This is a genomic window from Moorella sp. E306M, assembly GCF_006538385.1.
Classification (GTDB): domain Bacteria; phylum Bacillota; class DSM-521; order Neomoorellales; family Neomoorellaceae; genus Neomoorella.
In genome coordinates, this window is sequence record NZ_BJKO01000001.1 from 1,654,093 (window position 1) to 1,672,515 (window position 18,423).

At 54.8% G+C, this 18,423-nt stretch carries 16 protein-coding genes; 10 read left to right on the forward strand and 6 right to left on the reverse strand.

The annotated features are described in order from the left end of the window. Positions 1–179: 179 nt before the first annotated feature. Positions 180–2,474 carry a stalk domain-containing protein gene (locus FLZ89_RS08725; RefSeq protein ID WP_141262892.1) on the reverse strand — a complete coding sequence of 765 codons (2,295 nt, stop codon included), beginning with the start codon at positions 2,472–2,474 and terminating at the stop codon, positions 180–182. A 199-nt stretch (positions 2,475–2,673) separates the two neighbouring features. On the opposite strand from FLZ89_RS08725, the gene ligD (FLZ89_RS08730) reads away from it, so the two are divergent. The 7 genes from ligD (FLZ89_RS08730) (at position 2,674) to FLZ89_RS08755 (ending at position 9,573) form a co-directional block, all read left to right on the forward strand. Continuing rightward, positions 2,674–3,618, forward strand: coding sequence for a non-homologous end-joining DNA ligase (gene ligD, locus FLZ89_RS08730; RefSeq protein WP_141264061.1), 945 nt, complete (start codon positions 2,674–2,676; stop codon positions 3,616–3,618). Between the two features lie 90 nt (positions 3,619–3,708). Beyond that, positions 3,709–4,200, forward strand: a complete 492-nt coding sequence (locus FLZ89_RS08735; protein WP_141262891.1) for a cation:proton antiporter regulatory subunit — start codon at positions 3,709–3,711, stop codon at positions 4,198–4,200. Positions 4,201–4,202: 2 nt separating this feature from the next. Continuing rightward, the gene (locus tag FLZ89_RS08740) at positions 4,203–5,429 is read left to right on the forward strand and encodes a cation:proton antiporter (protein WP_141262890.1); all 1,227 of its coding nucleotides are present in this window, start codon (positions 4,203–4,205) and stop codon (positions 5,427–5,429) included. 88 nt (positions 5,430–5,517) lie between these two features. Beyond that, a complete protein-coding gene (locus FLZ89_RS16310) occupies positions 5,518–5,643 on the forward strand; it encodes a hypothetical protein (RefSeq protein WP_256369506.1) in 126 nt (41 codons plus the stop codon). Between the two features lie 51 nt (positions 5,644–5,694). Then, a complete protein-coding gene (locus tag FLZ89_RS08745; protein ID WP_141262889.1) occupies positions 5,695–6,528 on the forward strand; it encodes a Ku protein in 834 nt (277 codons plus the stop codon). Then, positions 6,525–7,478: a non-homologous end-joining DNA ligase gene (gene ligD / locus FLZ89_RS08750; protein ID WP_216363865.1), complete on the forward strand. Its 954-nt coding sequence runs from the start codon at positions 6,525–6,527 to the stop codon at positions 7,476–7,478. Before FLZ89_RS08745 ends, ligD (FLZ89_RS08750) begins: the two co-directional genes overlap by 4 nt. 88 nt (positions 7,479–7,566) lie before the next feature. Continuing rightward, complete coding sequence (locus FLZ89_RS08755) at positions 7,567–9,573, forward strand: FAD-dependent oxidoreductase (RefSeq protein WP_141262888.1); 2,007 nt, start codon at positions 7,567–7,569, stop codon at positions 9,571–9,573. A 119-nt stretch (positions 9,574–9,692) separates the two neighbouring features. Here the strand turns inward: FLZ89_RS08755 and FLZ89_RS08760 are convergent, their stop codons facing one another. From FLZ89_RS08760 to FLZ89_RS08770, 3 genes are all read right to left on the reverse strand, one after another. Next, positions 9,693–11,102, reverse strand: a complete 1,410-nt coding sequence (locus FLZ89_RS08760; protein ID WP_141262887.1) for a methyltransferase MtaB domain-containing protein — start codon at positions 11,100–11,102, stop codon at positions 9,693–9,695. A 109-nt stretch (positions 11,103–11,211) separates the two neighbouring features. Then, positions 11,212–11,844 (reverse strand): cobalamin B12-binding domain-containing protein, encoded by a 633-nt coding sequence (locus tag FLZ89_RS08765; protein ID WP_141262886.1) that lies wholly within the window; start codon positions 11,842–11,844, stop codon positions 11,212–11,214. Positions 11,845–11,940: 96 nt separating this feature from the next. Then, entirely contained in the window at positions 11,941–12,744 is an 804-nt protein-coding gene (locus FLZ89_RS08770; protein ID WP_141262885.1) for a methyltetrahydrofolate cobalamin methyltransferase, read from the reverse strand. 223 nt (positions 12,745–12,967) lie between these two features. Here FLZ89_RS08770 and FLZ89_RS08775 point away from each other — a divergent pair, with 223 nt between their 5' ends. Continuing rightward, positions 12,968–13,690 (forward strand): corrinoid protein, encoded by a 723-nt coding sequence (locus FLZ89_RS08775; protein WP_253256440.1) that lies wholly within the window; start codon positions 12,968–12,970, stop codon positions 13,688–13,690. A gap of 50 nt (positions 13,691–13,740) precedes the next feature. On the opposite strand, the gene FLZ89_RS08780 is transcribed toward FLZ89_RS08775, so the two are convergent. Then, entirely contained in the window at positions 13,741–15,063 is a 1,323-nt protein-coding gene (locus tag FLZ89_RS08780; RefSeq protein ID WP_141262883.1) for a PocR ligand-binding domain-containing protein, read from the reverse strand. Between the two features lie 300 nt (positions 15,064–15,363). Beyond that, a complete protein-coding gene (locus tag FLZ89_RS08785) occupies positions 15,364–16,365 on the reverse strand; it encodes a serine hydrolase (RefSeq protein ID WP_141262882.1) in 1,002 nt (333 codons plus the stop codon). A 127-nt stretch (positions 16,366–16,492) separates the two neighbouring features. Between FLZ89_RS08785 and FLZ89_RS08790 the strand changes: the two genes are divergently transcribed. Next, positions 16,493–16,963, forward strand: a complete 471-nt coding sequence (locus tag FLZ89_RS08790; RefSeq protein ID WP_172613524.1) for a copper amine oxidase N-terminal domain-containing protein — start codon at positions 16,493–16,495, stop codon at positions 16,961–16,963. A gap of 211 nt (positions 16,964–17,174) precedes the next feature. Next, positions 17,175–18,419 (forward strand): ISL3 family transposase, encoded by a 1,245-nt coding sequence (locus tag FLZ89_RS08795; protein ID WP_141262898.1) that lies wholly within the window; start codon positions 17,175–17,177, stop codon positions 18,417–18,419. Positions 18,420–18,423 lie beyond the last annotated feature (4 nt).

An 18,423-nucleotide genomic window follows, 5' to 3' on the forward strand; every position in this document is an offset into this window, starting at 1 on the left:
TTCGTCAGCTTGTTTGTCAAGGGAAATTGGTGTTATTGTACTATACCGTCGCAGCGGTTAAAAGGGGTAAAAGGCTCAAGTATTATCAGCGAACCTGTCTGGCGAGGCCGCCGCCAGACATGTTAACTAAAAAGCTTTAGCTCCGGTTGACCGGAGCTAAAGCTTTAGCAGTCAGATGGTTAATTGCTCACAGTTCCCAGGGCTTTATTCAATGCCGTGACGCCTTCGACAGGCAGGGCGACCCTGCCGACATCGCGACCCTGTTCATCATAGCCCCGGGCAAAGAGCGCGGTAGCCAGGATGGTTTCTTTAGGGATGGGGAAGATCCAGACCTGTTCACCGCCGGTTTCAACTTTCTTGACGGTCGGGCCCAGGAGGGTGTAATCCTTCTCCGTTATACCCGTTCCCGCCGGTATGGCCCAGATCTCCACCCGGGCCAGATACCGGCCCTTAACCACCAGGTTGGGCCGGTCAATGGCAAAGCTGGTTAGCCGGGCAGCAGGGGCCGGTATGCCACCGGCCGGGATGACGGACCGAACCCGCAGTAAGGGACCGCGCATGTACAGGCTGGCTTCCCGGGTAATAACGCCGGTTATCATCACCTCCTGGCCGGCGTATTTTTCCAGGTCTCGGGCGGCGGCAGGATAATCTTTGTCCGGCACCAGGACCAGGCGCCCCTGAGCTGTTTCCAGCTCATAGTGGCGGCCTTCCACGTCGCTGACCACCAGTTTCCCGCTTACCCGGGCGGTTTGGTTCAGGTAGTAGATGCTCACCCATGCAGGTTGGTAGTTGCCGTAGTAACCGGATGAGCCGGTTACGTTCCGCACCAGTTCTACCGCCGGGCCGCCGGCCAGGGGCTGCTGGTAGAGGGAACCGCTGTCGCGGCGGTCCAGGCGCAAGTAGGTAAGATTCTGGCCGTCCGGGGAGACTGAGGGGTAGTAGTCGGCGGAGCCCGCCGGGCCGGAGGTTACGGGCACGGCTTTACCATCAAGCTTCTGCCACCAAATGCGCTGGCCGGGCACCAGGACCCGGGCGTCGTTTTCCTGGTTGCCCTTCCAGTACTTATTCTCCGGGCCGCGGCAGAAGAGGACGCCGCCATCTGCGGCGGGCAGCCACACCGGCATAGTGTCTACCTGGCCGGCCTGGCCGTAATCGATGATCTTACCCCCGGCCTCCAGGTCTACGATGGTAAGTCGCTTGTCAATAGTGGTATCCCGGCCGCCGCCCCGGATATAGGCTAACCGGCTGCCGTCCGGGGACCAGGCCAGCCACCCGGAGTAATTAAGTGTTACCCCCAGGTCCAGGGGCTTGCCGGGCTGCTCCAGGTCCAGGACCTGAAGGTCAACGCCGTCGGCGGCCAGGGACGCCGAGTTGGGGTGCAGGTGATAGGCCAGGTAGCGGCCGCCGGGCGACCAGCTAAAACCATAAGCAAAGGAGGGGTAGACCTCACCTATGGGGGTGCCGGCCTCGCCCAGGGTTAGAAGGTTGCTGCGTTCGCCCTTCAAGGTCAGGCGGTCGATACGCAGAGGCTGATCTTCAGTGCGCGGCAGGGAGACGGCCAGGCTCTGGCCGTCCGGAGCCCAGGCGAAGTCCTGTACCAGCTCGCTTCTGTCCGGCAGCAAGGCCATTACCTGTACCCGGCCGTCTTTGATGGTGGCTAGCTTCAAGTTCATGTCCGGGGCGTAGCCGCCGCCGGGACCGCCAGTGCTGTAGGCCAGGGTATTTTCACAAGGCGACCATGCCGGTTGCCCAAGTACCGGCCGCGGGTCTACCTGGAAGGCGCCACTCCCGTCGGCCTTAACCACCCAGAGGTAAGGCTTGGCGGCCCACTCTTCCTGCTTTTCCCGTTGCAGGTAGGCCAGCCACTGGCCGTCGGGGGACCAGCCCAGGATTTGCACGGCACCGTCCTTCGTCACCTGGACCGGCCCGGCCCCGGCCTGGCTGCCGTCCAGGAGCCAGAGGTCGTTGTTGGCGGTGAAGGCCACCCTGGCCGGGAAGGGCGCCGCGTATACCCGTTCCGGTACCGCAGGCAGCGGGGTGGTGATGGCTACCGTCAGGGTCAGGCTGTTCCAAGAGACCCCGGCGCCCAGGGATTCCGCCAGGAAGCGCACCGGCGCCAGTACGCGGCCGTTGCGTATCTGCACGGGTACGGCCAGGGTGTACTTTATATCGTTTTTAAATACCTCTTTGCTGCCGGCGACCATCCTGATGGTTGTCTGCGGCCCGGTTATTATTACTTCTCTGTTCGCCTCCTTCCAGGCTACCTGCGCCCGGAGGGCCTGTGCCAGGGCCCGTACGGGCGCCAGGACGTAGCCGTCCTGGATAACAGCCGGTTCCTCCAGGTTTAGCTCCCGGCCGTCGACAAAAATAGTTACATCAGCCGCCCCGGCCGGGGCGGCGGGGAAGAACCCCGCCAGCAGGAAGAAAAGGGCCAGCAGGGCCAGGGACTTAAGGGGTTTTTGAGCGTGATGCATGGATTATGCCTCCTTTCGTTTTTTCCTAATTTTACAGACGCCGGAAGGGAGGCAATGGTTCCCGTCATTATGGCAAATTTTTACCCGGGCTCTAGCATAACCCATGATATTAATGGGCCCCTGATGCGCCCGAATGAACTTTAACCGAGGTAGGGAATACTACCGGCAGCCCGGGAGTAAAGGGGGTGGCGGCAGGGATATGGACCGGGAAACGACAACAGGACCGCGGGTTAACATTGAGCCCTATATACGGCCCCGCTTGCCGGGACAGCAGCTCCTGCTGACCAACCCGGACAAGATCTTTTGGCCGGAGGGGCTGACCAAGCTTGATCTCATCGAATATTATGTCGACATGGCCCCTGTCATCCTGCCTTACCTGCGGGACCGCCCTCTGGTCCTGAAGCGCTACCCGGACGGCATTACAGGGGAGGCTTTTTACCAGAAAGAGTGCCCTGCCTATGCCCCGGAGTGGGTGGCGACCCTGCCCGTCTACCACGCCGATAGCGATAAAACCATCAATTACGTTCTCTGCAATAACAAAGCAACCCTGGCCTGGCTGGCCAACCAGGGGTGCATCGAGGTCCATGCCTGGCTCTCCCGCGCCAGCCACCTGGAATACCCGGATATCGCTGTCATGGATCTCGATCCTGCGGCAGGGGCAACCTTTGCTGATGTGCTGGAAATCGCCCTCCTGGTCAACCAGGCTTTAAAGGAATTCCACCTCACTGGCTACCCCAAAACTTCAGGCGCCAGCGGCCTGCATATTTTCATTCCCCTTTATCCCCGCTGGACCTTCCGGGAAATCACGGCCGCCATGGGGTACCTGGCGCAACTGATTGTTGAAGTTTACCCGCAAAAGGCTACCACCGAACACCTTATCCAGAAGCGTGAGGGTAGAGTCTACCTGGATTACCTGCAAAATGTACGGGGGCGGTCCATGGCCTTTCCCTACAGCCTGCGGCCTTTACCCGGGGCCCCGGTTTCCACCCCGCTGACCTGGGAAGAAGTGGCGGAGAAGAAGATTGCCCCCGGAGATTTCAATATCCATACCATCAGGCGCCGCCTGGAAGAATGGGGCGACTTGTACCGGGGCCTCCTGGAGCACCCCAATGATTTAACACCCCTGTTAGAACTGGCCATATAAAGCAGCAGGGTATGCTTAGCTTTGGCAACCGGAAGGTTTATGTTAAAATGAAATAAAGCCGCGGTGAATTATAAGCAAGGGGGAAGTTACATGTCGATAAAGGAAACCGAGCTCCCCGGTATCGGCAAAAAATTCCAAATAGAGACTCGCAGCGGGGATAAGATAGTTATTGTCGTACATGATGATGGCCGGCGGGAGATTTATCATTTTGATAATAATGACCCGGAGGAAAGCATCTCCATGGTCACTCTAGATGACGCGGAAGCGCGCCGTGTGGCAGGTATTCTCGGCGGTATGGCCTACATGCCAAAAGCACTGGAAACGGTTGAAATGGCCCTGGATGACATGGTTTTTGAATGGTATAAAGTGGAGAAGGATGCCCGATCAATAGGGAAAACTATCGGAGATTTAGAAATCCGCAAGAAAACTGGCGCTGCTATTATAGCTATAATTAAAAAAGACGAAAAAGTCCTTAACCCGGGACCGGAAGAAATCATCACCCCGGGAGCAACCATTGTAGTTTTAGGGGACAGGAAGCAGGTAAAGGCGTGTAAAGAGCTGATTTTGCACGGGGGCATATAGTTATGCCCGAACAGGTGCTCCTTGAAATCGGGCTGGCATTAGCTATCGCAGCTTTTGCCGGAATCCTTGCCGCCAGGTTCCGCGTTTCTATTGTACCGCTCTTGATCCTTGCCGGTATGGTGGTAGGCCCCCATGCGCCGGTAATCGGCATCCTGGATTTTCGCTTTATTAAAAGCGCGCCTTTAATAGATTTTATGGGACGGGTAGGGATACTCTTTCTCCTTTTCAGCCTCGGTCTAGAGTTTTCCGTCGGGAGATTATTAAAGGCAGGCCGTTCTATACTGGTGGGCGGGTCCATCTATATTGCCATAAATTTTACCCTGGGCATGGTTCTACCTATAATTTGGGGTTGGCCGTTGCGGGAAACCCTGGTGGTAGCCGGGCTTATTTCTATTTCCTCAAGCGCCATCGTTGCCAAGGTTCTGGTTGACCTAAAACGAACGGCACGGCCGGAAACCGAGATGATCCTGGGGCTTATGTTATTCCAGGACGTATTCGTAGCAGTGTATCTATCCATCATTTCCGGTCTGGTCCTTACAGGTTCGGCCTCACCGGCGAGCGTGTTGAAATCTACCTCCCTTGCCCTGGGATTTATGCTGGGCTTAATCCTCGCCGGCCGCAAACTGGCACCGTTAATTAACAGGCTGTTTAACGTTCCTTCCGATGAAGTTTTTATGCTCATGGTCTTCGCTTTCCTCACCCTGGTAGCCGGTTTTTCCGAGACTATCCATGTGGCGGAAGCTATTGGCGCCCTGCTGGTGGGTTTAATTTTGGCCGAGACAGACCATCTCGACCGCATCGAGCATATTGTCGTGCCGTTCCGTGATTTTTTCGGGGCCCTGTTTTTTTTCAGCTTCGGTTTGAGCATCGACCCTTTAACCCTGGGAGGCGCCGTCGGGCCGGTCCTGGCTGCCGTCGCGGCAACATTAACAGGTAATTTTCTTGCCGGTATTCTTGCCGGGCGGATGGCCGGTTATTCGTACCGGGGGTGTACCAATATCGGGCTTACCATTACCCCCCGCGGGGAATTCTCCATCATTCTCGCCAATCTGGCAAAGACCGGCGGGTTACTGCCGGTGCTACAACCCTTCGCAGCCTTATATGTGTTGTTTCTGGCCATTCTAGGGCCCTTGCTGACAAAGGAATCCAAGTGGATATACAGCCAGCTGGCGCGCATTTTTGGCTGGCCTGCCTTGAAAGAAACAAATAAACCCCGCAGGCCGGTATAGTTAAAGGGAGCCTTGGCCATAGGCTCCTTATTAAGTAAGTGATTTCTACTTAACTACCTGATAGCCTGCCTTCAGCCAACTGTTGTTCATGCCGCCGTTAGGGGAAGGGGCTTTGAAGCCAGCATCAACGAGCTTCTTGGAACTGGCCCACACCGGCGTATTGCCTGCCTGCCGGGCGGAGATACTACAGGCAAAGCCCGGGGCGCAAAGGTAGCTGGTGCCGGGAGCGGCCCGGGTTACCGCTGGAAACCTTGAGGTGAGAGCCGTGCGCCCCCTCTGGAAAGGCGCGATAAGCTTTGGCCTGGTCAATGTGCCGGTAAAACTCTATAAAGCTACCGAAAGCAGCGATCTCAAGTTCAACTACCTGCACGCCAGGTGCAGGACGCCCATCCAGTACCGCAAATACTGCCCCTACTGCCAGGTAGAGGTTCCCCCGGAGGAGATCGTCCGGGGCTACGAATACGAAAAGGGCAAGTATGTAATTTTGCAGGAGGAAGACCTGGAAGGAATTCCCCAGGATACAACCCGGAGCATTAACATCCTCGACTTTGTCGACTTGGAGGAGATTGACCCCATTTATTTTGACAGGGCTTATTACCTGGTACCAGGCGAGATGGGGCAGAAAGCCTATGCCCTGCTGCGGCAGGCCATGGAGGCTACAGGAAAAATCGCCATAGCCAGGGTAAGTTTAAGGACCAGGGAATCCCTGGCGGCGGTAAGGGTTTCCGGCAGGACCCTGGTAATGCACACCATGTTTTACCCCCGGGAGGTCAGGGCGGCAGAGCAGCTGCCGGAATTAAACTTTGAGGTCAAGCTCCATGAAAATGAGGTCAAAATGGCCGTCACCCTGATTAACAACCTGGCGGCCCGGTTTGAGCCGGAGAAATATACCGACGCGTACCGGCAGGCCCTCCTGGAGATTATCGAAGCTAAAGTCGCCGGTAAAGAGGTGGCGGTACCGGCGCGGCCCGCAACAGGGAAAGTGGTCGATCTGATGGAAGCCCTGAAGGCCAGCATTGAACTGGCCAAACAGGAAAAGGCCGCCGGTGCCGGGGATGAAGAAGCAAAGAAACTCCGCCGGCGGCGCAAGACCTCATGACGGGGGAGAATGGCGGCCGGCTTCCGGTATTTCAAATCAAGCCCATGCTGGCCGTGGCCGGCCGTCCCTTTGATTCCCCCGACTTTATTTATGAGGTGAAATGGGACGGTTACCGCTGCCTGGCTTACCTGGACCGGAAAACTATCCTCCAGTCCCGCAACCTCCTGGACATCACCCCGGCTTTTCCCGAGCTGGCCGGCCTGCACCGGTGGGTCAGGATGCAGCCGGCGGTCCTGGACGGGGAGATAATTATCCCGGGAGAGAAAGGCCGACCCTCCTTCAGCCGCCTCCAGGCCAGGGGGAGACTGGCCGACCCCCTGAAAATCCGGCAGGCCACTCGGCAAAACCCGGCCGTTTTTGTCGCCTTCGATCTCCTTTACTGCTGGGGCGAAAACATCATGCCCCGGCCCCTGTATTGGCGTAAAGGTTTGCTCCAGGAAGCCGTGCGGCCGGGGGACAACCTGGTTATCTCCAGCTTTATTGAGACCCACGGCACCACCTTCTTTGCGGCCTGCGTCAGGCAGGGCCTGGAGGGAGTCATGGCCAAGGCCAAAGACAGCCCCTACCTTCCCGGCCGGCGTTCCTCCCACTGGCGCAAAATCCGGCATACCCGCCAGGAGGAATTTATCATTGTGGGGTACGAGCCCGGGACCGGCGGGCGACGTTTAGGTGCCCTCATTCTGGGCACCTACCGGCAGGGGCGCCTGGCCTACCGGGGCAAGGTGGGCACCGGCTTTGACCGGGAAGAAGAACAGAGGTTGCTGGCGGAGTTAAAAAAACTCAAGCCGGTGCCGCCGCCCTTTGGAGAACCCGTGCCGGGCCTGACCCGGCCCCGCTGGGTGGAACCGCGCCTGGTCTGTACCGTGGAGTACCTGGAACAGACGCCGGACGGCCGCCTGCGTCACCCCAGTTACCGTGGCTTGCGGTGGGACAAGGAGTCGGGCGAATAAAAAAGAAAGGGCTTATAAATGGCTGGTATTGGTGCACAATAATTATCGTGAGTACCAAAACTAACTGGATAAAAGCAGGAGGTTAATTATTGTGGCAGCCTATACCAGACTTTTTGAACCCATTAAGATAGGTAAGGTAGAAGTAAAGAATAAAATTGCCATGGCCCCCATGGGTGTCCTGGGCCTGGTGACCCCGGACGGCTGCTTTTCAGAGCGAGCCATAGATTATTATATTGAACGGGCCAGGGGGGGCACCGGGTTAATCATCACCAGTGTCACCAAGATTGAAAACGAAATCGAACCCTTCAAACCCGGGCTGGTACCCAACATATCCGTAAACCCCTTTCACTTTATCGCCACGGCAGGCGAGCTGACGGAAAGGGTACACGCCTATGGAACCAGGATATTCCTGCAGCTGGGTATGGGTTTTGGCCGGGTGGCCTCGCCGGTTATGCTGGCGGGAGAACCCGTTGCCCCTTCAGCCATTCCTAATTTTTGGGAACCGGCTATAACTTGCCGGGAGCTGGCAACCAGGGAAGTCGAAACACTGGTCAAAAGGGCCGGTGAGGCGGCCGAGATAGCCGTAGAGGCCGGGTTTGACGGGGTAGAGATTCATGCCATGCATGAGGGCTATCTCCTCGACCAGTTCACCATCGCCCTGTTCAACCGCCGCACGGATAAATACGGCGGCGACTTGCGGGGCAGGCTCACTTTCCCCATCGAAATAGTGCAGGAGATTAAAAAGAGGGTGGGGAAAGAGTTCCCCGTCCTCCTAAGGTTCAGCATCAAGAATTTTATCAAGGACTGGCGCCAGGGAGGACTGCCCGGGGAAGTGTTTACCGAAAAAGGCCGCGACGTGGAAGAAGCGCTGGCGGCCGCCAGGATCCTGGAAGCAGCAGGTTACGACGGCTTTGACGCCGACGCCGGTTCCTATGACGCCTGGTACTGGGCCCACCCGCCCCTCTATCAAGAGCACGGCTGTTACCTGCCTTTAACCCAAAAGCTAAAAGAAGCGGTTAAGGTCCCGGTGATCGTCGCCGGCCGGATGGAAGTACCGGAACTGGCCGAGCAGGCCCTGGTTGAAGGCAAGGCGGACATGATAGCCATCGGCCGGGGGCTGTTAACCGATGCTGAATGGGCCAGCAAAGTAATAGCGGGACGGGTTGACAGGATCCGGCCCTGCATTGGCTGCCATGACGGCTGCCTGGGGCGGGGCTTCCTGGGCCGGCCCCTGTCCTGCGCCGTGAACCCTGCCTGCGGCCGGGAAAAAGAGTACGGCATCGAGCGGGCAAGTTCGGCCCGGAAGGTAATGATTATCGGCGGCGGCGTGGCCGGCATGGAGGCGGCCCGGGTGGCCGCCCTGAGGGGACACCAGGTAACCCTTTACGAAAAGAGTGATCAACTGGGCGGCCATGTCATCGCTGCCGCCGTGCCGGAATTCAAAAAAGACGACGCGCGCCTGTTGGAATGGTATAAAACCGAACTGCGGGAACTGCAGGTCGAGATCAACCTGAACCGGGAAGTTACCCCGGAACTGGTCCTGGAGCAAAACCCCGACGCCGTTGTTGTGGCCACCGGCTCCAAACCGGCCATGCCCGACGTCCCCGGCATTGACAAAGAAAAGGTAGGCACGGCAACTGATATTCTGCTGGGCAAAAAGCAGGCCGGCGCTAAGGTGGTGATCATCGGCGGCGGGCTGGCCGGGTGCGAAACCGCCCTCTGGCTGGCCCGGCAGGGCAAGCAGGTGACGATAATTGAGATCCTGGACGACCTGATGCGGGCCGGCCTCCCCGTGCCCTATATGAACCGGATCATGCTCATAGAGATGCTCCGCTATCAAGGGGTGGAATGGCGAACCGGTACCGGCCTGCTAGAGGTAACTGACGCGGGCGTTATTCTGATTGACAGATCCTTCCATAGAACAACCCTCCCTGCCGATACGGTAGTCGTGGCGGCAGGGTTTACGCCCGAGCAGGGACTTTACCGCGCCCTGATGGGCAAGATGCCTGGCCTTTATCTCATCGGCGACTCCCGGGAACCCCGGAACATTATGGGAGCCATCTGGGACGCCTACGAGGTGGCGCGGAACATATAGGGATAAGCGCCAAAGCCGGGAGGCGGGCGTTGCCGCGCTTTAAGGTTCTCCATGTTCAGGAGCGCCCTCCTTCCATGAATTTCCTGAGATTCCCGCCCCTGGTTCCAGGCGGAAGCTGCTTAGGCAGTGGTTACTTCTAGATCGTATTCTTCCGGCCGCCATTTTTTAAGATCGAGTTCTTTTTGTATTTCGTACCAGAACTTTTCCCCGTCGTCGGGTATTGTTTCGATTTGGGTGCTGATGATATCCAGCCACTTCTTCTCTCTGGGGGGCACCTGAACTTCACCCCGGGCCAGGCCACGCTTGATGACCTCCACTGCCAGGGTGGCCGCCTTTTTGGTGGCAACGAAAGCATCCTTTTCCTTAACCAGCTCCTGGCTGATCTCCAGCACGATGTCCGGCCTCAGGACGTAGGCCTGGGGATCCAGCCTGGAATCGGAGGCGGCCAGCCAGTCCCGCATCTTCAGGGCGAAGCTGCGCCCGTCCGCCGCCGCTTCGTTCATCAGCCGGCAGTCGTAGATGAGCTGTTCCGTGGATACCACGGGTGCCGGAGCGCTCAGCAGCTTGACGTTCTGGACGGATTCGTTGCTCCACATGTCGCACACACAGGCGGCGATGTTGCCGATGGCACTTAAATGGGCACATGCCGCCGTTTTGCCTTCCATGGAAATGGGTACCCCGGCGATGGCTTTCATATATGGCCCCTCATAGCCGCAGTCCTTATCAGGCCCGATGGCACCCATTTCGAATGCCACCAGGCTCCTGGGGATGGTGGCCACCCTGTCCACTGCCGCAAACACCCTGGGGATCATTCCCTGTTCCGCCAGGGCGAGGGCGGTGTTGGCAAACCCGCATGCCGTATCTCCACCGGCTATAGTGCCGGTTCGTTCGGCGATCCTGACTATATTGGACCAGAGGAACCGCATGTCCCTGACCCCCAGGACACCCAGGGCAAAGATGGCCTTCCTGATATTGCAGGTGACAAGCGCTTCATCGTGGACCTCCTTACCGCCCGTGGACTCGATGGACAGGATATCAGCCCCGTCCTCGGCGCATTTCTCAAAGGTGATTAACATGTTTTCCAGGAGTTCGCCCCGCTTCATCAGCGGCGGCCTCAGAATCTCCCTGGTGTCGTTGGGAGTACACCTCAGGAGGCTTTTTAACCCGTACTTATCCTCATACTCGTGCATCTTGTCCCGCAGGATCTTGTTAATTTCGATGCCCCACTCGGGCTTCATGGTAGCCTCTGGGAGCAGTTCCAGTTCCACGATGATGCCTGGCGCGTACAGGTCCTTTGCCCGCTTTAAAATCCCCTCAATCATCTCCGCATACTGCCTTCTGACTTCGGGCATGGTGCTTTCCTCAATATTCATCGGTGGGAGGGTCATGTTGATCTCGGGGTAAACAGTCCCTCCGCCGATCACCATACCGTTTTTTGCTTTCACGGGATGGGGCGCAATCCCGTAGACGAAATCATCAAGGGATTTGACCGCCAGTTCACTGAAGGTTTTAACAGGCTTGTAATCCATTATGGCTCCCTCCATAATAATTAATCCAGGGTTCCGTGGGGGTCATCTGGCTTTACCACGGGCTGCCGACCGGGCTTCCTGCATCGACAGGTCAACCCGGCCGGCTGTCTTACTCAAGCAGCCGCCTGCAGAGTTCGGTGGCCGAAGCGGCGTCGGGGGCATATCCGTCCGCTCCGATTTCGTCCGCAAAATCCTGGCTGATAGGCGCCCCGCCGACGATTACCTTCACCCGTTCCCTCAACCCAGCGGCGACCAGAGCATCGATGGTTGACTTCATGTTCATCATGGTGGTGGTCAGCAGGGCGGACATGGCCACGATGTCCGGCTGGTATTTCTTTACCGCCTCTACGAACTTATCCGGGTCGATGTCCACCCCCAGGTTGTAAACCGTGAAACCAGCGCTCTCCAACATCATACCCACCAGGTTTTTACCGATGTCGTGCAGATCACCCTTGACGGTTCCCAGCACAATTTTCCCGATGGACGGCATGTCAAAGGCTCGCTGGCTCTGCTTGATCACCTCCACCCCGGCGTTCATGGCCCTGGCCGACATTAGGACCTCCGGTACGAACATCTCGTTGTTCTTGAACAGGACACCGACCCTGTCCATGCCGGCGATCAGGCCCCTGTTGATCACTTCCAGGGGTTCCGCTCCGCCGCTCAACAAGCTCTTAGTCAATTCCACCACTTGTGCTTCATCACCCTCGAATACCGCCTGTGACAGTTCTTCAAAGCTGGCCATCGTGGCAAATCCTCCTTTTTTAATGATTGTTAATTGAGACGTAATGGGAAGAGGATACGGCCGGTATTATTGCCGGGATACCGGGCACGGCCGCTATCAGTCACGCCTGTACAACCCGCTGCGGTGGGCCTTCAGGTAGCCGGTGCAGAAAGGGTCTTTCCCCAGCAGCGCCCTGGAGGCGTGGAAGAAGCCCATCATCTCCCTGTCCAGCGGATCCAGGATGTAAGAGTCCATACCGGCGGTCATCAGTTGCACCATGAAGACCTGGTTGATGACCCGCCTGTTGGGCAGCCCGAAACTGACGTTGCTGAGACCGCAGATAATGTGCACCTCGGGGTAAGCCTGCCTGATAAAGCCGACGGCTTCGATCACTTCCAACCCCGCCTGGTCGTTGGTGCTGAGGGGCTTTACCAGCGGGTCGATATAGATGTCGTCCCTCGCAACCCCGGCTGCTGTCAGGTCTTCTACCAGCTTCTTGACGATCTCGATTCGCTTTTCCGCAGTGGAGGGTATCCCGTCGTTATCCATGCAGAGGGCCACAACTTTGGCATTGAAGCTTTTAATGATGGGCAACACTGCCTCAAACCGATCCGGTTCCGCGGTGATGGAGTTTAACATAGGCCGGCCTTTTGTCGCCAGCTTCAATCCCGTCGCCAGTACCTGGGGATCGGGGCTGTCGATACACAGGGGAACGTCCACTGCTTCCTTCACAGTGTTGACCAGCCAGGCCATAATCTCCGGTTCATTGTGAACCATCGTTCCGCAGTTAATATCGATGTAATCCGCTCCGGCCTGCGCCTGCTGCACCGCGATGTCGCGAATGTAAGCGGCATCCTTTTTTTCAATTGCCTCTTTAATCGGTTTGCGACTGGTGTTGATCAATTCTCCTACAATGAGCATCGGCTGCCACCTCCAAACCCGGTATGGATTAATCCAGCTTTCTTTAACGATAAAATTGTGTTAAACTTAAAATAATAAGTCAACTACGCTTATCACACCCTTTTCGATAGTTTTAGATCCCTCAGAACCATTTCTTGGGTTCTTGCTTGCATTATACTTTATGATAATATTTAAGATCATGAAAAAAAGGCAACAAGTTGTGGCTAATTTATAGTGAATTGTCGTGTATAATTTATTAATAAAAGGAACAAAAAGGAAAGCCGGTGATACCTTGAGCGGTCGTGCCCAAATATTCCAGGATATCATTTCTGCCATCCTGAGGGGAGATGCCGATGGCGTATTGAAATCCATTAGCTCGGGGCTGCAGATTGGTATGAGCGCCGACGAGATCCTGGAGGAGGCTATGATACCGGCAACCGTCCAGACCCTGGATAAATACCAGGGGGCAGATTTTTATATCCCCGATGTCATCAACGCTTCCCACGCCATAGAGGCCGGTCTGTTCGCCTTGAAACCTTACATTAAAAAAGGCCTGCATAAGCGGAGGAAAATAGTCATCGGCACTGTGGAAGGGGATATCCACGACATCGGGAAAAACCTGGTGGCTCTGTCCCTGAGTTACGCCGGGTTTGAGGTTGTCGACCTAGGTGTGAATGTCTCGCCGGCGGAATTTGTCAGGTCGGTGGAGCAGCACCGCCCGGAAATCCTGGCTATGTCGGCATTATTGACCACAACCATGGGAGAAATGGCCAGGGTAATCAAAGCCCTGGAGAAGCACCACCTGCGCAAGAGCGTCAGGGTGCTGGTTGGGGGAGGGCCTGTGACGAGGGAATTTGCGGAGTCCATCGGGGCGGATGCCTACGCCAGCTCAGCCCGTGAGGCCATTAGTATCGCCCAATCTCTGGTGAGCCGGAGCAATGAGCGGGAAAGGGATTGTGCCTGTTGAAAGGGAAGGACTGGCTGCCCGTGCGGTGTTCGCACGGGCAGTTTTGGGATTCAGGCCAATGGAAAGAAATTCTTCCTCCTGTACTCGTTGGGGCTCAAGCCGGTGATTTTCTTGAAAACCTTGCAGAAATAACTGCGCTCTTTAAATCCTGTCTGTATGGCTACCGACTCGATGGTCTGCTCGGTTTGCCTGAGCAGGAGCTTCGCCTCCTCAATCCTCACTTTGTTGATGTGCTCTTTGAGGGAATAGCCCATCTTCTTTTTAAATAGCTGACCCAGATATGCCGGGCTAATGTAGCTGGCTCTAGCGATTTCTTTAACAGAGAGGCTCTCGGAACTATAGTTTTTCTGGATATAATCGACAACTCTGTTGATAATGTCCTCTCCCTCGCTCGAGTTCTTTGCCGCGATCAACTCGATGAAGGCGTTTCCCACTGCCAGAAGCCAGAGGACGACCTTCTCCACGGTGTCGGCTTCATCTAACTCCTTCAGTTTCAGATCGCTCAAGCGGATTACTTCCCCGAACTTTACCCCGTATTCGGTGGACGTGCGGATGAAGAAACTCAGAAGCTCCAGGCTGCGTCCTTTGATAACTTCCAGCTGCCCTTTGCTCTGAATAAAAATCTGCAGGACTAGCTGCTCCAGCAGCTTTTTAGCCTTGTCGATATTGGCTCGCCTGATTTCGATAAAAATATGGTTCCCTAGTTTGTTCAGATCCTGCTCTGTGTTGCCACCGATGGACCGGCTCCCGGCAACCTTTTGTTTCTTGTTTTCCGCCCATATCCAGGAACCGACCCTTCGTAATTTTTGCTGGAAGTCAAAGATCTCGCCCTCGCTCCTGGCTACGTAACTGGCAATGATAAACACCAGATCGGCCGCGGCCTGTATCTCTACCGATGTCACCGACTTAACCCTGTCTAAGGAATGCAATAAAATGTCGGGGTCCTGCCCTATCTCACCCGCTAGTTCCCTGATCCAGTGATGACAGAATTCGGCTGGCTGCCACATCATCACCTGGCCGCAGATAAAATTCCCGATATGTTTGTCTCTGTAGAAAAAAGGGCAGACCCAAGAGATAAGGCCGGCATGGCACTTAAAAATATAGGGCTCTTTCCATTTGAGGGCCTGTTCTCCGGCCCAGGCATAAGAGCTACGGCAACGCGCCATCCCACATGGACTCGATTTAACCAGCTGGCAGAACTCGCAATCACCCTGTTCGGAGGAGAGAAGGTAATTGCCTTCTAAATCTGTTATGGCGGAAAACATCTTTGTGGCATAAGAAAAAGAGTTTAACAGTCTCTGGAGAAGCTCTTTTTCCATCTTCGTTTTTATTTGGAGATCTTCCACTCTTTCGCTCAAACTCAGCACCGGCATTGTTACCGCCCTCCTCCCGACCGGCAATGATTTACGGATGGCGTCATTTTTAGGCCCGTACAAATCTTTACAGAGTTACATTTCCTCTTTCCTTCAATCCGCCCGGGAATCGCCGGGCGACGCGAGGCGGGTGATTACAGCAGAATCCTTAATGTGAGTTTACAATGGGAACAATTAACCGTTAAGTGCACAAATTTTTTTCATTGTGTACTAACTAATATTTTCGATGTATATTTTTTGTATCCTTCTCGCTAGCGCATACCTAAAAATTTCTCGTCGCCCTTATAAACTTCTCTCTTACTAATTCCGGGCTAGGTTTTCCTGGTAGTCGTACATCATTTTCGTGATGGTGGCTATATTGGCAAAGCCCTTGTCAGGATCTTCGACTCCCTGGGAGAGGACGGTGATAATAAAGGGCCGGGAGCCGAATACTACTCCGACATCAGCCGGGCTGCCCCAGATGAACCCTTCCTTGTGGGCCACGGTAACACCTGCGGGTATCATCAAGGGGATACCTTCGTTATAAATGCCGTTGGCCATATCGTCCAGGAGCCGGCGGCCGTCGGGGTTGACTTTAGCAAAGTCCAGGGCGGCCTGGACATAGGTTGCCATATCCCGGGCCGTACTCAAGTTTTGGCCGTCAGGAAAGACGGTTTGGCCACCTAGGCTCCGCATAAAACTGGCAATACTGCCTTTGCCGACAAAGTTGCGCAGCATATTGTAAGCAATATTGTCGCTGGTAGTAATGGCCATGGTGGTTAAGGTTCTTAAGGTAAGCTTGTCCCCATCTTTGACACTGAACTGCAGGATGCCGCTGCCGCCCTGGTAGTCGGTGGCGCTGTTATAGGTCAGCTTTTGCTGCCAGTCCAGGTTGCCCTGGGCGACCAGGTGATTGATAAACAGGACGGTCGGCAGCTTTACCGTGCTGGCAGCAGGCAGCCGTGTATCGGCATTGATGCCGAAGGACTGGCCGGAAATAAGGTCTTTAAAAAAGACGCCGTAAGTTCCCGGCTGGCCGGCCAGATACTCCTCAATTTGCTTTTTCAGGGGGGTGTAGTCGGGGGTATTTGCTGCAGCCCCATCGGGGATATAAAGGTTCTGGCCCGGATAAATAATATCGCTGCTTAAATTATTGCTGCTTTTTAAAGCCTCTATGCTGGTACCAAAACGCCGGGCAATCAGCCACAGGGTATCGCCGGGCTGTACCGGGTAGTTCATGGCCTGGGCCACCAGGGGAAAAACCACCAGTGCGGCTAGGACGAAGATGAGGAGCAAGTATCTTAACTTGTGACGACGAAACATCAAAGCACCTCCTGAGAAATGTAGCAGGGTTTGTCCCTACCTCCTTATATTAAAACATAAAAGTGGTGGAGAAATATTAAGAAAGTATAAGTTTGGGCAGCGTAATTTTTGCCGCTTGAGGAAAGGTTTGCAGGAGGGGTTCCTTATCGGTCTATCCTGTTACAGCCAGGGCCGGGAAGCAGTGAGCCGCGCCTTTACTATTTATGGAAGCGCCGTGCCGGTGGCCATCTTTACCCTGGGGCAAAAAAGTTGCAGCAGCAACGGCCAGGTGCAAGAGATGGATGTCGCACCTCTGCTGGAAAACGGCCGTACCTACGTTCCCCTGCGCTACCTGGCCATGGCCCTGGGTGTTCCCGAGGCGGGGATTGGCTGGGACCCCGCCAGCCAAACGGTGACTTTGAGTAGTGCCGGCCATATCCTGAAGTTTTATCCCGGCCGCGCGGAAATGGAACGCGACGGCCGCCGGGAACCCCTGGATGTAGCCCTCCTGAACCGTTACGATCGGGTTTTCCTCCTGGCCCGCTATGTCGCCGAGGCCCTGGGGTACAAGGTCCACTGGTCAGAAACCAGGCAGCAGGTGCTGGTCACCAGGGAATAGACGGTGGATGCCTTTTGCCGGCGCCCTTCTAACAGAAGACGGGTGGGAAAACATGAAAGCTTAGGCTCTATAATAAAAAGTGTGGGAGGGGATAGGAAGAGATAGAAGGACAGAGGAGAAGAGATTTTAGAAGTTAAAGGAGGAAAAAGAGGGGGGCACATCCAAATCAAATGTTAGCAAACAAAAACCCCATTAGGAAAGGAGTGCCCCCATGAATAAGAATAGCACGATCACCCTCAAGGGACAAGAGAATTTTGATAAAATACTCCAGTCCATTTTAGGAGAACGGCAGGAACGTAAAGATATTGTGTTAAGGGTGACGCTAGAGCCGCCAGCATTATGCCCTGCATGTAACAAAGGCAAATTACATAAGCACGGCATTTTAAAGAAGAACCGGAAGCCCCAAGAAAGGAAAATTCGTCACGCTTTTTTATACGGGAGATGGATTTTTTTATCCTGGGTTCCTGTACGGTATAAGTGTTACCATTGTCATAAGACTTTTACCCTTCGTCCTCCGAATACCATCCCCTGGGCCAGATTTACAAAACTAGGAGTGCAGACAGTAGTGTATTATGCCCAGAGGATGAGCTTTACCTATGCAGCCCGAATATTACACCTTACTCCTAATAGGGTTATAAGATTACTAGACAAGTATATCCAGTCCGGTCTTCCAGCAGATGATACTCAAGAGCCCATAGTCTTAACCTTAGATGAACTGTCCTTTAGCGGGAATGATTATGTATGCGTAGTAGGGCGCCTGGAACCGGATAAGAGGCCTTTGACGATTTTGGGTGATGACAGGAAAGCAACTATAAAGGCTTACCTGGAGGGGCTCAAAAAAGCCGGGGTTAAAGTAGAAGCAGTAGTAATTGACATGAAAGACTCCTGGCGCAAGTTAATAAAAGCAATCTTTCCTTCAGCCAGGATAATAGTAGACCCTTTCCATGTAATTCAGGATGCCAACCGTCGCTTAAATGAAGCACGCAAGATAGAGCAAGAAGCAGGCAAGGAGAATATACCTCGCCTACCCTTGCTCAAGGCTAAAGAAAAACTTACTTCCAGACAACAACAGCAGCTAGAAGAAATTAAGAATAAATACCCGTCCCTCTATGAACTATACCAGCTAAAAGAAGATTTAAGACAAATCATAAAGATGGACCGGGTTGAAGAGGCAGAAATTGCCTTAAGCCGTTGGCTTATAAATGCAGAATGCGCTGAAAATGTAGAGGGACGGGTATGGGCTCGTACTATTAAGTTCTGGAGGTCAGAAATATTAAACCTGGTTAGATACACCCAGCAAGGCCGCCGGTACACCAATGGTTATATAGAAGGCAAGAATACTTTAAGCAAAATGCTGAAACGATTAAGTTTTGGTTTTAGGAATCGTAATCATTTCATCAAGAAAATTTTCCTGGGATGTTGCCCTCAAAATTTAATCCCACAACTATTGACATAGAGCC